17 protein-coding genes and 1 tRNA gene are annotated in these 14,659 nt (G+C 64.7%); 8 read left to right on the top strand and 10 right to left on the bottom strand.

Going from position 1 to position 14,659, the window contains the following annotated elements; all coding sequences use genetic code 11:
* Positions 1 to 76 precede the first annotated feature (76 nt).
* The 3 genes from B7449_RS18490 to B7449_RS18480 form a co-directional block, all read right to left on the bottom strand.
* Complete coding sequence (locus tag B7449_RS18490; protein WP_373321562.1) at positions 77 to 1,012, bottom strand: polyprenyl synthetase family protein; 936 nt, start codon at positions 1,010 to 1,012, stop codon at positions 77 to 79.
* An 8-nt stretch (positions 1,013 to 1,020) separates the two neighbouring features.
* Positions 1,021 to 1,251: an exodeoxyribonuclease VII small subunit gene (locus B7449_RS18485; protein ID WP_039736411.1), complete on the bottom strand. Its 231-nt coding sequence runs from the start codon at positions 1,249 to 1,251 to the stop codon at positions 1,021 to 1,023.
* 100 nt (positions 1,252 to 1,351) lie between these two features.
* Positions 1,352 to 1,618, bottom strand: a complete 267-nt coding sequence (locus B7449_RS18480) for a sulfurtransferase TusA family protein (protein ID WP_039736409.1) — start codon at positions 1,616 to 1,618, stop codon at positions 1,352 to 1,354.
* A gap of 123 nt (positions 1,619 to 1,741) precedes the next feature.
* On the opposite strand from B7449_RS18480, the gene B7449_RS18475 reads away from it, so the two are divergent.
* Positions 1,742 to 2,650, top strand: coding sequence for an ROK family protein (locus tag B7449_RS18475; RefSeq protein WP_039736408.1), 909 nt, complete (start codon positions 1,742 to 1,744; stop codon positions 2,648 to 2,650).
* Between the two features lie 30 nt (positions 2,651 to 2,680).
* Here the strand turns inward: B7449_RS18475 and B7449_RS18470 are convergent, their stop codons facing one another.
* Positions 2,681 to 3,445: an RlmE family RNA methyltransferase gene (locus B7449_RS18470; protein WP_039736407.1), complete on the bottom strand. Its 765-nt coding sequence runs from the start codon at positions 3,443 to 3,445 to the stop codon at positions 2,681 to 2,683.
* A gap of 12 nt (positions 3,446 to 3,457) precedes the next feature.
* Positions 3,458 to 4,588 (bottom strand): Ppx/GppA phosphatase family protein, encoded by a 1,131-nt coding sequence (locus B7449_RS18465; RefSeq protein ID WP_039736406.1) that lies wholly within the window; start codon positions 4,586 to 4,588, stop codon positions 3,458 to 3,460.
* Between the two features lie 166 nt (positions 4,589 to 4,754).
* On the opposite strand from B7449_RS18465, the gene B7449_RS18460 reads away from it, so the two are divergent.
* A tRNA-Gln gene (locus tag B7449_RS18460) sits at positions 4,755 to 4,828 on the top strand.
* Positions 4,829 to 5,139: 311 nt separating this feature from the next.
* Here the strand turns inward: B7449_RS18460 and B7449_RS23180 are convergent.
* Positions 5,140 to 5,442, bottom strand: coding sequence for a hypothetical protein (locus tag B7449_RS23180; RefSeq protein WP_039735638.1), 303 nt, complete (start codon positions 5,440 to 5,442; stop codon positions 5,140 to 5,142).
* Positions 5,443 to 5,450: 8 nt separating this feature from the next.
* A complete protein-coding gene (locus B7449_RS18450; RefSeq protein WP_039735639.1) occupies positions 5,451 to 6,179 on the bottom strand; it encodes an SDR family NAD(P)-dependent oxidoreductase in 729 nt (242 codons plus the stop codon).
* Between the two features lie 227 nt (positions 6,180 to 6,406).
* On the opposite strand from B7449_RS18450, the gene rpmI reads away from it, so the two are divergent.
* The 6 genes from rpmI to lpxB all read left to right on the top strand — a co-directional run bounded on the left by rpmI (position 6,407) and on the right by lpxB (position 13,149).
* Positions 6,407 to 6,610, top strand: a complete 204-nt coding sequence (gene rpmI, locus B7449_RS18445; protein ID WP_007400447.1) for a 50S ribosomal protein L35 — start codon at positions 6,407 to 6,409, stop codon at positions 6,608 to 6,610.
* A 14-nt stretch (positions 6,611 to 6,624) separates the two neighbouring features.
* Positions 6,625 to 6,981 (top strand): 50S ribosomal protein L20, encoded by a 357-nt coding sequence (gene rplT, locus B7449_RS18440; protein ID WP_010513542.1) that lies wholly within the window; start codon positions 6,625 to 6,627, stop codon positions 6,979 to 6,981.
* A gap of 188 nt (positions 6,982 to 7,169) precedes the next feature.
* Positions 7,170 to 8,240, top strand: coding sequence for a phenylalanine--tRNA ligase subunit alpha (gene pheS / locus B7449_RS18435; protein WP_039735640.1), 1,071 nt, complete (start codon positions 7,170 to 7,172; stop codon positions 8,238 to 8,240).
* A gap of 3 nt (positions 8,241 to 8,243) precedes the next feature.
* Positions 8,244 to 10,706, top strand: coding sequence for a phenylalanine--tRNA ligase subunit beta (gene pheT / locus B7449_RS18430; RefSeq protein WP_039735642.1), 2,463 nt, complete (start codon positions 8,244 to 8,246; stop codon positions 10,704 to 10,706).
* On the top strand, positions 10,687 to 11,730 hold the full coding sequence (gene pstS / locus B7449_RS18425) for a phosphate ABC transporter substrate-binding protein PstS (RefSeq protein WP_039735643.1): 1,044 nt from the start codon (positions 10,687 to 10,689) through the stop codon (positions 11,728 to 11,730). Before pheT ends, pstS begins: the two co-directional genes overlap by 20 nt.
* 189 nt (positions 11,731 to 11,919) lie before the next feature.
* A complete protein-coding gene (gene lpxB / locus B7449_RS18420; RefSeq protein ID WP_048884040.1) occupies positions 11,920 to 13,149 on the top strand; it encodes a lipid-A-disaccharide synthase in 1,230 nt (409 codons plus the stop codon).
* Here the strand turns inward: lpxB and B7449_RS18415 are convergent.
* From B7449_RS18415 to ygfZ, 3 genes are read right to left on the bottom strand one after another with little or no spacing between them, the layout of a single operon-like run.
* The gene (locus B7449_RS18415; RefSeq protein WP_048884039.1) at positions 13,088 to 13,330 is read right to left on the bottom strand and encodes a hypothetical protein; all 243 of its coding nucleotides are present in this window, start codon (positions 13,328 to 13,330) and stop codon (positions 13,088 to 13,090) included. The two genes, lpxB and B7449_RS18415, sit on opposite strands and share 62 nt — an antisense overlap.
* Positions 13,317 to 13,733, bottom strand: a complete 417-nt coding sequence (gene hisI / locus B7449_RS18410) for a phosphoribosyl-AMP cyclohydrolase (protein ID WP_039735644.1) — start codon at positions 13,731 to 13,733, stop codon at positions 13,317 to 13,319. The genes B7449_RS18415 and hisI overlap by 14 nt, the downstream gene beginning before the upstream one ends.
* A gap of 49 nt (positions 13,734 to 13,782) precedes the next feature.
* Positions 13,783 to 14,613, bottom strand: coding sequence for a CAF17-like 4Fe-4S cluster assembly/insertion protein YgfZ (gene ygfZ / locus B7449_RS18405; RefSeq protein WP_039735645.1), 831 nt, complete (start codon positions 14,611 to 14,613; stop codon positions 13,783 to 13,785).
* Positions 14,614 to 14,659: the final 46 nt, after the last annotated feature.

Raw genomic sequence — 14,659 nt, 5'->3', positions numbered from 1 at the left:
ATGCGAACCCGGTCAAGCTGAGGGTAGCGCCCAAGGGTCGGAATGTCGGCTGGCGTCTTGCTGTCGGTCATGTCTCTCAGTTCCTGCGCTCGACCACGTAGTGGACCAGATCGCGCAGGCGATCAGCCTCGGGGCCAAAGATGTCGATATGGGATAGGGCCTGTCCGGCCACGCGGCGGGCTTCCCCTGCCGCGCCGTCCACGCCCAGAAGGGCGACATAGGTGGACTTGCCAGCCGCTTCGTCCTTGCCTGCGGTCTTGCCCAGTTCTTCGGCGCTGGCGGTGGCGTCCAGCACGTCATCGGCAATCTGGAAGGCCGCGCCAAGGTCACGGCCATAGGCGGAAATGCGCTTGCGCACGTCATCGCTGGCCTGCCCCAGAATCGCCCCGGCTTCAGCCGAGTAGCGGATCAGGCAGCCGGTCTTGAGCGCATGCAGGCGGGCGACTTCGTCCAGGGACAGCGCACGGCCTTCGCCTTCCATGTCGATCATCTGGCCACCGACCATGCCGGCAGCGCCAGAGGCCTCGGCCAGCGCACGGACGAGGTTGATGCGCACATCCGCGCTGGCGTGCGTCAGCGGATTGGCAAGGATGTCGAACGACATGGTCTGCAGCGCGTCCCCGGCCAGGATGGCCGTCGCCTCATCGAACTTGCGGTGGGTGGAAGGCTGGCCACGGCGCAGGTCGTCGTCGTCCATGGCGGGCAGGTCGTCATGGACCAGTGAATAGGCATGCAGCATCTCGACCGATGCCGCGACGCGGTCCGCACCTTCCGGCGCCACCCCGAACAGGCTGGCCACTTCGGCGACCATGTAGCCGCGCAGGCGCTTGCCGCCGCCCAGCGTGGCATAGCGCATGGCGTCGATCAGCCGGGCCTCGCCCCCTTCAACGCGGGGCAGCAGGCGGTCGATCATGCCCTCGATCGCCTTGGCGCGCGCGGACATGGATGCACGCAGACGGACCATGCGATCCGTACCGTCTGTTTGGGACGAGGTTGCTGTTGTTTGGCTCATCTGATGCATCAATCCATCGGTTTTGCATCCAGCGTGCCGTCGGCACGCTGGACAATCGCCTGGACGCGGGCCTCGGCCTCGTCCAGTTTTTTCTGGCAGTACTGTCGCAGGGCGGCGCCACGCTCATAGGCCGTAATCGCGTCCTCCAGCCTGAGCTGGCCGACCTCAAGCTGCCGCACGATGGCTTCAAGTTCGGCCAGTGCGTCCTCGAAGGAAAGGTTGGTCAGGTCTTCGGTCATCGGCGCGTGGTGCTTCCTGAAATAACTTGGCTGGCGCAGGCATTACATCCTTGGGGGGCATCCTGCCAAGGGGACAACTGGTTTTACGGCATTTTGACGCTTATGCCGTGTGCGGCGCGTCAGCAGGAGGCGCATCGGGATCGGGCCTGCGGCGGATGACGAAGGACAGCGTGCCGCCTTCTTCCCCGAATGCGATCAGGGCATGGCCCGTTTCACGGCAGAAGGCCTGAAAATCCGCGACGGACGCCCGGTCGGTCGCGATCACGCGCAGCCGTGCGCCAGGCGGCAGGCCACGCAGCATGCGGTTGGCCTTGAGCACGGGCAGGGGACAGGTCAGGCCGCGTGCGTCTAGCAGGATCTCACTCATGGGTGGCCATGTCTCCTTGGTGGTGGGCAGCTATGCTTGCGCATCAGGGTTTGAAGTTGCGTGCAGGTACGACCATAAAAGAAAACGCGCCACTGATAAAACATGATGAAAGAAAGACTCCGGATGGCCACCTATCGTATTGGAATTGATTTTGGCGGCACCAAGATTGAAATTGCAGCATTGGCAAAGGACGGGACGGAACGTGTGCGTCGGCGCATTTCCAACCCCGGCAACTATCCCGCCGCCATCGGGGCCATGTGTGAACTGATCCACGGGGTGGATAAGGAACTTGGCGGCACGGGCACCGTGGGAATCGGCATTCCCGGTTCCATCAGCCCCGATACGGGCGTCATCAAGAACGCGAACGCGACGTGGCTGAACAACCAGCCGCTGGTCCGTGACATGTCGGCCGCCCTGGGGCGCGATGTGCGGGTCGAGAACGATGCGAACTGTTTTGCCCTGTCCGAGGCCATCGACGGGGCGGGTGCCGGCCATCACTGCGTGTTTGGCGTCATCATCGGCACCGGCATGGGGGCCGGGATCGTGATCGACCAGAAGCTGCTGATCGGGCGCAACCACATTGCGGGGGAATGGGGGCATACGCCGCTGCCGTGGCCGCGGCTGGAAGAATTCCCCATGCCCAAGTGTTTCTGCGGCAACGAGGGGTGCATGGAACGCTTCCTCAGCGGTTCCGCGCTGGCGCAGGACTGGAAAGGCCCCGGCCACCGCAGCGCGGCACGTATCGAGCAGGAAGCCGAGGCAGGTGACCTGACCGCCATTGGCGCGCTGGACCGCTACATGGACCGCATGGCGCGCGCCTGCGCCATGGCGATCAATTTCATGGACCCTGACGTGATCGTGCTGGGGGGCGGGGTGTCCAACCTGGACTCGATTTACGAACGTGTGCCCCGGCTCATGCAGCGTTACGTCATCACCCCCAACTGCACCACACCCATCGTACGCAACCGGCATGGCGACAGTTCCGGCGTGCGCGGGGCGGCGTGGCTGTGGGACGACCATCACGTTGACTGACCCGTCGGGTCAGTCCGGTGCGGCCTGCGATCAGCCCTCGGTGCTGTCCAGGCCGCGAAAGCCCGTGGCCACGACGTAAAGTTCGCTTGATTCCTTGCGGCTGGCCGGGGGCTTGGCGTGGCGGACCTGCGTGAACATGCGCTTGAGGTCCGACAGCATCTGCTTTTCCGATCCGCCCTGGAACACCTTGGCGACGAACGTGCCGCCGGGGGCGAGGATGCGCACCGCGAAATCCAGCGCCAGTTCCGCCAGCCCGATAATGCGCAGGTGGTCAGTGGGGGCATGCCCCGTGGTGTTGGGAGCCATGTCCGACATCACGACATCCGCGCGGCCACCCAGCAGGCCGGTCAGGCGATCGGGCATGTCGGGATCGTTGAAGTCCCCTTCGATGATGGTGGCGCCCGGCACGGGATCAACCGGCAGCAGGTCGACGCCCACCACTTCCGCCGCCCCGCGCTTGACCGCGACCTGCGTCCAGCCACCGGGGGCCGCGCCAAGGTCAACCACCCGCGCGCCGGGCCTGATCAGCTGGAAGCGGTCATCAAGTTCGATCAGCTTGAAGGCCGCGCGTGAACGCCAGCCCTGTTTGTGGGCAGCCTGTACATACGGGTCGTTCAGCTGGCGCTGCAGCCAGCGGTGCTGTGCCGTGGTGCGACCGCGCGCTTTCTTGACCGTGACGGTCTTGGTGCGGTTGGCCTGTGCGGCGCGTCCGTCCGTGCTGCTGTCACCGGTGCCGGGTGTCAGACTGCTGGTACGGGCCTTGCCCGGTATGCGGGTAGAAGAACGCTGTTTCATGACGGGACGCGGTCAGGTACTGACCCGGTGCTCCATACGATTATGCAGGGGGAAGGAAGGCGGCCGGGCGGAAAGGCCGCCATGCCGCCTGCGGTTCCCAATCATGCGTAAAAGCAGTCCGTCACGCAATCCCCGGTCCGCAACCGTGACGTCGGGCATGGGCCATGTGGTGGCGATCGCCTCGAATATGGCGCAGCCGGGCAGGATGTAGCGCGCGCGGTCCGCGCCGATCAGGGGGTGGCGTGTCAGCCCCGCCATGCCCGAGCGGCGCAGGCTGGCAATCAGGCCCAGCGCATGGGGAACCGACAGGGTGCTGCCATCAATCCCGGCGCGTTCGTACCGGTCCTGCCCCTGCGCCAGGCTGGCCAGTGTGGTGATCGTGCCGCTGGTGCCCAGCAGCATGACATTTCCACGTGCGATTTCACGGGCGATGCAGTGGACGTCATCAAACCCGCGCAGCATGTCGCTGATTTCACTGACTACCGCACGGTAGCCATGGTCGGTGAAGATATCCGTTCCATAGCGTTCACCCACGGTCATGATGCCGGCTGGCAGGCTGATATAGCCGGACAGGTCATGGCGTCCGGCGCCGCGGTCGATTCGCGCCCATGCGATTTCGGTCGAGCCGCCGCCAATATCGAACAAAAGGCCGCGCCCTGCGGCGTGATGGTGGGCCTGTAGCAGGGAATTGCAGGCCGCCAGGGCCAGTTCGGCTTCCTCCCGCGCGGAAATGACCGAGATGTTCAGGCCGGTCTCATGCAGGACGCGGGCAATGAAATCCATGCCATTGCCCGCGCGGCGGCAGGCTTCGGTTGCGATGGCGCGGTGACTGTGCAGGTCATACAGCCCCATGCGTGCGACACAGGTGCGCAGCACGCCGATGGTGCGTTCCATCGCCGCTTCGGCCAGTTGCCCCGAATGATGCAGTCCTTCGCCAAGGCGTACGGCGCGGCTGAAGCTGTCAATGACACGCAGCCCCTGTTCCCCCGCGCGGGCGACCAGCAGGCGGCAGTTATGGGTGCCAAGGTCGATGGCGGCATAAAGTGGCGCACGGAATGTGCGGCGATTCATCGCAGACGCAAGGGGGAGGATGTCCCCATGCTGGCGTATCTTTGCGCTGAGCGTCTGCTGGACCATGTGCATGCAAACCCGTTGATGGCCAAGGTATTACCTATTGTGTTGAGTGTTCTGCGTAAAACGCAAGTCAAAAGAGAAAATTCGCAAAAAAGATCAGGAGAGGGGTTGCGCCCCACACGCCCCCCGGCTATATGCCTGATCACCGCAGCGCACCGCGCCGCTTTCTCCTTGCTGGGGGATAGTTTAGCGGTAGAACTACCGGCTCTGACCCGGTCAGCCCTGGTTCGAATCCAGGTCCCCCAGCCAATTTCCTTTTGAAAATCAGTAATCAGACAGTTCGGTGTCCCGGCCCTGTAGTGGTCTGGATGACTTGTCGTGTCTGACGCATGAAATGCGCTGCTCTACTGCCCGTGTTCAGCGTAATGTATCCGGGATCATGGAACGTGGTCATGGCCGGATGATCCGGTCACCGGACAATCATGCAGGCGCGGAAGCGTGCGCCCGTATCGTGGGGTGAAACTGACAGAGGTTCCTTGCCCGTCAGGCTGGTGCCTGACGGGGTGTTTCACATGGCGGGAGCGGGTTGGGGCAGCAGGGCGCGATCTGTCGCCAGCTGTTCAGCATTTCAACCAGTGGCGGACCTGCTGGTCCACAATAATTTCCACCATGCGGTGGAGTGCCCGCATGTCGCCGGTAAAATTCCGTGCCAGCCCGCGCTGTTCCACCCCATCCAGCGTGAACCGGCCCGGGCGCAGGTTCCGGTCCTGCTCGATCTGGCGGATGATGTTCATGGACAGGGCGTGGGGGCACGCGCTTTCCACATCCTGAATGCGGGCGCGGATGTTGTCCGGCTCATGAATCTTGACCGGAACAAACGCCATGGGACCGGATGTGCGCAGGGCGGGGGAGCCTGCGCACATCCGCCGGGTCAGGCGGCGAGGCCACCATCCGTTGTCACGGCGGACCCGGTCATGAAGCTGGCGGCGGGGCTGGCCAGGAACGAGACGACGGATGCAATATCGCTCACCTGACCGTATTCCTTGTGGCACATGAAGCTGCGCAGCATGTCGGCGGCGGCCCCGGTGGCGGGGTTCATGTCCGTGTCGATCGGGCCGGGCTGGACCACGTTGATGGTGATCCCGCGCGGGCCAAGGTCGCGCGCGGCCCCCCGGGCAAACCCGTTCAGCGCCGATTTGGAGGCCGAATACAGCGAAATGCCGGGGAAGGGGGAGCGGTCGGCAAAGGTTGAGCCGATCAGGATGATCCGCCCGCCCTGTGTCATGTGGCGCGCGGCCTCGATGGTTTCGATCATGACGGCACGGACATTCAGGCCCAGCACCGCATCGACCTGTTCATCCGTCATGTCGGCCACGTCGCCATAGGGGTAGATGCCGGCATTGCACACCAGCGCGTCGATCCGCCCCATATCGGCCACCACGCGGCGGATGGCGGCACGGTTGCCATTGCCTTCGCCATCGCAGCGGATGGCCATGCCCCGGCGGCCCAGTGCGCGGACCTCATCCACCGTCTTCTGTGCCGCCTGTTCATTGCGGGCATAGGAAATGGCGATGTCGTAGCCATCCTTCGCCAGTGATTTCGCAATGGCGGCGCCGATGCCGCGGCTGCCGCCGGTAATGTAGGCAACGCGTTGTGTCATTGTGTTTTCTCCTGTTTCCAACCTGATCTTTTTCCCACTACAGCACCACGTGGGCGGGGGAAAGCGCGGCCACGCGTGCGAAGGGGGTTGATCGCGGGGTGCGGGTTGTCTATAGCCTGCGTGTTCGCGCGTCCGGGCCTGTAGGGCATGCCCGGCCGCAATGGAGTGTTCATGTTTACCCGCAGGGGTGGGCACGGACACGGGCACCAGACATTCAGGAGAAGAAAATGCCCAAGATGAAGACCAAGTCATCGGTCAAGAAGCGGTTCAAGATCACCGCCACCGGCAAGGTGCTGGCAGGTCCCGGCAACAAGCGCCACGGCCTGATCAACCGCTCGCAGAAGATGAAGCGCACGAACCGTGGTTCGCAGGTGCTGACGGAAATGGACGGCCGCACTGTGAAGCAGTGGGCTCCCTACGGTCTGGCATAAGGAGCACCTGAGATATGGCACGTGTGAAACGCGGCGTAACCACCCACGCCCGCCACAAGAAGGTTCTTGAACTCTCCAAGGGGTTCCGGGGCCGTTCCTCCACCAATTACCGCATTGCGCTGGAACGTCTGGAAAAGTCGCTTCAGTATGCATACCGCGACCGCCGGAACAAGAAGCGTGAATTCCGCGCCCTGTGGATCCAGCGTATCAACGCGGCAGTGCGTGAACATGGCCTGACCTACAGCCGTTTCATCAACGGCCTGGACAAGGCTGGCATCGAGATCGACCGCAAGGTCCTCGCCGCCATTGCCTATGACGATGCAGCAACCTTCGCTGAAATCGTGAAGAAGGCGCAGGCCGCTCTGGCCTGATCCCTGTTTCCACGCCCGCGTGGCGACAGGTCCACGAAACGGGTCGTCCCAACGGGCGGCCCGTTTTGTTTTTAATGCAATGCCCGTGCCGCAGTCCATGCCGGTGGCGGACACAATTCCATGCGCCGGGTCTGGCCCGCCGGTAGATCGATACCAGCCCGCCCGGACGTGAGCCTGTGCGAGGTGCTATGAGTGACGATCTCGAAACCCTGAGGGAACAGACAGTTCAGGCACTCGCTGCCGCGACCGACCAGCGCGCGTGGGATGCGGTGCGCGTCGGCACGCTGGGCAAGTCGGGCACGCTGACCGCACTCCTCAAGCAGCTCGGGCGCATGACGCCGGATGAACGGCGCACGCGGGGCGCCGCCCTGAACCGGCTGCGCGATGACCTGTCCCGCCTGATCGAGGCGCGCGGACAGGAACTGGAAACCCAGGCGCTGAATGCCCGCCTGGCTGCCGAACGCGTGGACGTGACACTGCCCTGCGCGCCGGAAGCGGACGGCGCGCTGCATCCCATCACCCGCACGATCGAGGAAATGGCGGCCATTTTCGGTGCGATGGGGTTCCAGATCGCCGAAGGGCCGGATATCGAAAGCGACTGGCACAATTTTTCGGCCCTGAACACGCCCGCGCACCATCCCGCCCGCACGGATCAGGACACGTTCTACCTGCCCGCCGAAGCCGAAGGCCAGCCCGAACGCGTGCTGCGCACCCAGACATCAGGCGTGCAGATCCGCACCATGCTGGCGAAAGAGCCGCCCATCCGCATCATCGCCCCCGGCCGGACCTACCGCGCGGACCACGACGCCACCCATTCGCCCATGTTCCACCAGTGCGAGGGACTGGTGATCGAAAAGGGAATCACGCTTGGGCACCTCAAGGGCTGTCTGTCGGATTTCCTGCGCGCGTTTTTCCAGATGCCCGACCTGCCGGTGCGCTTCCGCGCGTCCTATTTCCCCTTTACCGAACCGTCGATGGAAATAGACATCGGCTGGTCGCGCAGGACCGGGCAGATCGGCGCGGGCGATGACTGGCTGGAGGTGTTGGGCGCGGGCATGGTCCACCCCCGCGTGCTGGCCAATTGCGGGCTGGATGCACGGGAATGGCAGGGCTTCGCCTTTGGCATGGGGATCGAGCGCCTGACCATGCTGCGCCATGGCATTCCCGACCTGCGCTCGTTTTATGAAAGCGATGTCCGCTGGCTGCGCCACTACGGCACCAGCCCCCTGTCTCCCGCCCTGCTGCACGAAGGTCTGTGATCGATGAAGTTCTCCCTGTCATGGCTGCGCGAGCATCTTGAGACCACGGCGACGGTGGAAGAAATCTGCGCCACGCTGAACACCATCGGGCTGGAAGTCGAAGGGGTGGAAGACCCCGGCGCCATGCTGGCATCCTTCCGCACAGCCCGTATCATCGAAGCGGCCCAGCACCCCAATGCCGACCGCCTGCGTGTATGCCAGGTCGATGCGGGCGAAGGGTTCGGGCGCGTTCAGGTCGTGTGCGGCGCGCCCAATGCGCGCGCAGGACTGCATGTGATCTTTGCCCCTCCCGGCACCTTCATTCCCGCCAGCGGCATCACCATCAAGGCCGGGAAGCTGCGTGGCGAGGCCAGCGGCGGCATGCTGTGTTCGCTGCGTGAACTGGGACTGGGCGAGGAAACGGACGGCATTGCCGAACTGCCCGAAGGCACCGCGCCGGGACAGTCCTATCCGCTGTTCGCCAAACTGGATGATCCGGTCATTGACATCGCGATCACGCCCAACCGGGGCGACGCGCTGGCGGTGCGGGGTGTGGCGCGCGACCTTGCGGCGGCGGGTCTTGGTACGCTGAAGCCATGGCTTGCAGACACGGTGGACGGGCGTTTTGACAGCCCCATCAACTGGCGCATCACATTCCCCGAAGCCTGCCCGTGGGTTCTGGGGCGCGTCATTCGCGGCGTGAAGAACGGCCCCAGCCCGGACTGGCTGAAGCGGCGGCTGGAGTCCGTGGGCCTGCGTCCGGTCTCCGCCCTGGTGGACATCACCAATTTTTTCGCCTTCGATCTTGGCCGCCCGCTGCACGTGTTTGATGTGGACAGGCTGATGGGGTCGGAACTGACCATCTGCCGTGGCGCGGGCGAAACCTTCACCGCGCTGGATGGCAGCGAACACGTCATGACGCCGGATGACTGCGTAATTGCCGACGCGCGTGGCGTGCAGTCACTGGCCGGGATCATGGGCGGGGCGGAAAGCGGGGTCAGTGACGACACCACGACCGTGTTCGTGGAATGTGCGCTGTTCGATCCCGTGGCCATCGCCCTGTCGGGGCGGCGGCACAACCTGCATTCCGATGCGCGCCAGCGGTTCGAGCGTGGCGTGGATCAGGCCCTGCCGCCTGCGGCGCTGGAGGCCGCGACGCGCATGATCCTTGACCTGTGCGGGGGGGAAGCGGGCACCGTGGTTTCCGCCGGGGGCGAGCCGGCATGGCAGCGGCAGGCGCATCTGGAATTCGCCCGTCTGGAAACGCTGGGCGGACTGGTGGAAGAGCCCGACCATGCGGTCCACCTGCTGGAGGGGCTTGGCTTCAGGGTGCGGGAATGTGATGCACAGCATGTCGTGGTGGATGTGCCGTCGTGGCGCAATGACATCGCAACGCCCATGCTGCTGGACCAGCAGCCCGATCTGCCGCCCGCCCGTGCGCAGGCGGCGGCGGAAGGGGCGGCGGTCATTGATCCCGAAGTGGACCTGATCGAGGAAGTGCTGCGCCTGCGTGGGCTGGACAGCGTGCCTGCCGTGTCCCTGCCGGTGGACAATGCGGTGCCGCTGCCTGCCTTCACCCCGCGGCAGGGCCGTATCGCCAGCCTGCGCCGACAGCTTGCCGCGCGCGGATTGCTGGAAACGGTGGGCTTTTCCTTCGTGGCGATGGATCAGGCCGCCGAATTCGGTGAAACGCCTGCGGACCTGCATCTGCTCAACCCCATTGCGGCCGATCTGGACCAGATGCGGCCCACGCCGCTGGTCAACCTGCTGGCTGCGATAAAGGGCAATGCGGCACGCGGCTATCCGGACCTCGGGCTGTTCGAGGTCGGGCCCGCTTTTGGCCCGGATGGGCAGAAGCTGGTCGCTGCCGGTATCCGCAGCGGCCATTCCGCGCGTCTGCCCGGCCATCCCGCGCAGCCGGTTGACCTATGGCAGGCGAAGGCCGATGCACTGGCGGGTCTGGCCGCCGCCGGGGCCGCGATGGAAGGGCTGGGCATTACCACGGATGCACCGTCCTATTACCATCCGGGCCGTTCGGGCGTCATCCGGCAGGGGCCGAAGCTGGTTCTTGGGCATTTCGGGCAGTTGCATCCAGCCCTGCTGGCCGCGCGTGGCATTGACGTGCCGGTCTGCGCGTTCACGCTGTATCCTGATGCGGTGCCGGAACCCAAGCGCAAGCGCAAGGCACCTCCGGCACTGTCGGCGTTCCAGCCGCTCAAGCGTGATTTTGCCTTTGTAGTGACGGACGACATTCCGGCGGAAAAGCTGCTGAAGGCCGTCAAGGGGGCCGAGCGGAACCTGATTGTGGCCGTCAGCCTGTTTGATGCTTATGAAGGCGACAAGATCCCGGCGGGACACAGGTCGCTGGGCGTGGAGATAACCCTTCAGCCAATGGACAGGACCCTGACCGATGCGGAAATCGAAGCTGTCTGTGATCGGGTGCTCGCTGCCGCGCAGAAAAGCTGCAATGCCGTCCTGCGTGGCTGAACGCGGGCGGGTGCGCGGCGCCTGCCGGGGTATCGGGCTGGGAACGGCGGTGGTGCTGGGCCTTGCCGGCGCCACGGCCCATGCCACTGAAATCATCGGGGCGGGGTCCAGCTTTGGCGCGCCCATTTACGGGGCGTGGGGCGAAGCGGCCGCGCATGCGACGGATATCCGCCTGAATTACCAGACCATCGGGTCGGGTGCGGGGCAGAATCAGGTCAAGGCCCGTACGGTGGATTTCGGCGCATCCGACGCGCCCATGACCGCGACGCAACTGGCGCAGTTCCATCTGATCCAGTTTCCCACGGTCATGGGGGCGATCGTGCCGGTGGTGAACCTGCCGGGCGTGGATACCAGCCACCTGCACCTGACGGGGGAACTGCTGGCGCGTCTGTATGCAGGGGACATCACCATGTGGAATGACCCCCGCATCGCTGCGGAAAACCCGGATATGACCCTGCCTGCCATGCCGGTGGCCCCGGTGCGCCGGGCGGACGGGTCGGGCACGACGTTCGTGTTCACGTCCTACCTTGCCCGTGTCTCACCACAATGGGCGAAGGAGCAGGGCAGCGGAACATCCATCGAATGGCCGGTAGGCGAGGGCGCGCGTGGCAATGACGGCATCGCCGCTGCCGTGCGCAATACCGAAGGCAGCATCGGTTACCTTGAATATGCCTATGCCGCAGGCAATCACATGGCAATTGCGGAGATGCGCAATCACCATGGGGATCTGGTCGCCGCCGGGCCGGACAGTTTCAGCCAGGCGGTCACGACCGCGCGCTGGGCTGCTGATGACAGTCACGCCGCCGATGTGCTGGATGGCGATGGTCCGGGTGCATGGCCCATCATGGCCGCCACCTATGTGCTGATCCCGACCGACCGGGCGCAGACGCCACAGGGCAGGGCGGTGCGCGCGTTCTTTGACTGGAGCATGCAGCACGGCAATGACGCGGCCCTTGCGCTGCGCTATGTCCCGCTGCCGGATGATGTCCGTGTGACCATATGTGACCTGCTTAAATCGCACTGAAATGGTGGTCGGATATCCTGACAACCATAGAGTAGAGAGTTTTTGGTGACGCTTTTTGAAAAAAGGCGGCGTCCGGAAACGTTTCTTCCTTTCCCGTCAATTCTGATCTGATCAGGGGAGCACCGGGGCTGCACGATTTTTGCAACCGGCATTTGCGCTGACTGATCCGACACGATAAGCCGGTCAGGCATGACTGACACTTTCCCCACGCACGCGGCCCCCGCGACGGTTTCTGCTGGCCCCACCATCTGGATCATGGCGGGGGAAGCCAGTGGCGATGTTCTGGGCGGTCGCCTTATGGCGGCACTGCGCGCGTTATGCCCTGACGTGCGGTTTGCGGGAATTGGCGGGGAGCGCATGCAGGCACAGGGATTGCATACCCTGTTTCCCCTGCGTGATCTCGCCGTCATGGGGCTGATGGAAGTGCTGCCCAAAATCCGGCATCTCTCACGCAGGCTGGATCAGGCGGTGGCGGATATTGCCAGCCGGCGACCCGATCTGGTCATCACCATCGACAGTCCCGGCTTTACCCTGCGGCTGCTGCGACGGATCGCGCCGCTGTCCATCCCCCGACTGCATTATGTCGCCCCCCAGGTCTGGGCATGGCGCGAACACAGGGTTCGCGAGTTCCCCGGATTGTGGGAACGCATGCTGTGCCTGCTGCCGTTCGAGCCGGAGTTCTTCGCCCGGCACGGTATCGAGGCGCGTTTTGTCGGCCATCCCGTCCTGCAGTCCGGCGCGGATGGCGGCGATGGCGCTGCGTTCCGCGCGCGTCACGCGATTGCGGCGGACGCGCCCGTTCTGGTGCTCATGCCCGGCAGCCGCCGGTCCGAGGCGCCACGCCTGCTGCCGGTATTCGGGCGCATGCTGACCATCCTGCAGAACCGGGTGCCCGGTATCGTGCCCGTGGTGCCCGTCGCCCCGGTGATTGCCGACATCGTGCGCCGGGGTGTAGCGAAATGGCCGGTACGTCCCCTGATCGTGACGGATGTCGATGACAAGCATGATGCGTTTGCCGCGGCTGACGCCGCACTGACCAAATCGGGCACATCCACGCTGGAACTGGCTATCGCCAATGTGCCCATGGCGGTGACCTACCGCGTCAATCCGCTGACTGCGGCCATGGCGCGGCGGCTGATCCGGGTGCCATATGTGGCCATGGTCAACCTGCTGTCAGGCCACAGGCTGGTGCCGGAACTGCTGCAGGAACGCTGCACCCCGGACCTGCTGGCGGCGACGGTTGAACGCCTGTTGTCTGATGAACGCTGCCGCAGCCTGCAACGGTCGGGTTTTGGCGATATCCGCGCCGCCCTGCGCGGGCCCGGCGTGGACCCGGCGCAGGCGGCAGCGGCCGAGATCATGGATTTGCTGGATTCTGTCCCTGCGCAGGGCGTGCGTCCGGGGCCGCACCCGGCGTAGCAGGCGCCGAGGCGCCAGGGGGCAGGGGTTCGTTTTCCGATATCAGCGCATGCAGTTCCGTGCGCAGCATGAATACGCCCATGACCAGCGTGCCCACCACGGTAATCCCGATCCAGATCAGCTTGCTGATCTGCTCGCGCCGTTCCTCTTCATCCACCATGGGTTTGTCAGGCTTTGCCATAGAGGGTCTCCACTGCAACTTCCGGTTTGGTGATTTCCACAATCCCTTCGGGGCGCAGCGCATTGTAGAAACAGCTCCGCCGGCCGGTGTGGCAGGCAACGCCTGTCTGGTCCACCAGCAGCAGGACGGCGTCACGGTCACAGTCCAGGCGGGCGTCAACCAGCGTCTGCACCTGTCCCGATGTTTCCCCCTTGCGCCACAGGCCGTGGCGGCTGCGTGAATAATAGCAGACGCGGCCCGTGCGCAGCGTTTCATCCAGCGCTTCGGCATTCATCCATGCCAGCATCAGTACCTCGCCACTGTCATGCTGCTGTGCAATGGCGGTGATCAGGCCGTCTTCATTGAATTTGACCCGGTCGATCATGGCCGTGCGCACGGTCTGGTCCGGGGGGGTATAGGGCATGTCTTTCCAACCTTAAAAAACAGCGCGGATAGCTGGCGCGCAGGTAGTCCTATTCTGCCTTGGCGGGCAGGGTAAACCATTCGGGTACATGCACGCGCAGCGCGTGGCCGTCCACGTTCAGTCCCGTATCGTTGATATGTTCGTTGCGGATCATGGCCATGCCCACCTTGTCGCGCGAGGACCGCATTTCCCCGACCGTCGCGCCGCCGGACACGATGGGCGTGCCGGGCGCGGGCAGGTCATGGTGGGCCGTGACCGGCAGCAGGTGACGGCGCACCAGCCCGCGGTATCGGGTGCGCGCCGTCAGTTCCTGGCCCATGTAGCAGCCCTTGGTCCATGAAATGCCGTTCAGCTGGTCGAAATTGGCTTCCAGCAGCAGGGTCTTGCCGCTTTCGCAGTCCCTTGCGCCATCGGGCAGGCCCAGCGACAGGCGGAGGTGGTCGTACTCGACCTCATCCGCCGAAGGGGCCGCCATGGGGTGGCCCAGCAGGAACCGCCAGCCCGCCTGCGGCAGGCGCGGGTCGGGGGCTGCGGGATATCCTTCGGGGGGGATGACGTCTTCCCCCCATGCGGCATGCACGGCGTAACCCGTTTCGCTGATGTCCACATCCGCGCGCAGGCGGTAGCGCGACAGGCGCTGGCGCAGCATGTCGGCCTGTGCCGCATCACAGTCAACCAGCAGGCGCACGCCCTCGGGGTCGGCAAAGACAAAGAAATCGGCCAGCCATTTGCCCTGTGCCGACAGGAAGGCGGTCCATACCGCATGACCGGGCGCGACCGCCGTCATGTCATTGGACACCAGCCCCTGCAGGAAGGAAACACGGTCCGCCCCGGAAATACCAAGCACGGCACGATCAGGAAGATGAGCAATTCTGGCCATACGCGCAATCTGGCCATGCCCGTGCCCGCAGGCAAGGGGTAAAGAG

Origin of the sequence: Komagataeibacter intermedius TF2 (assembly GCF_000964425.1) — a bacterium.
Classification (GTDB): domain Bacteria; phylum Pseudomonadota; class Alphaproteobacteria; order Acetobacterales; family Acetobacteraceae; genus Komagataeibacter; species Komagataeibacter intermedius.
Note: the sequence above shows the minus strand (reverse complement) of the source record. Positions and strands in the feature narration are given on the sequence as shown.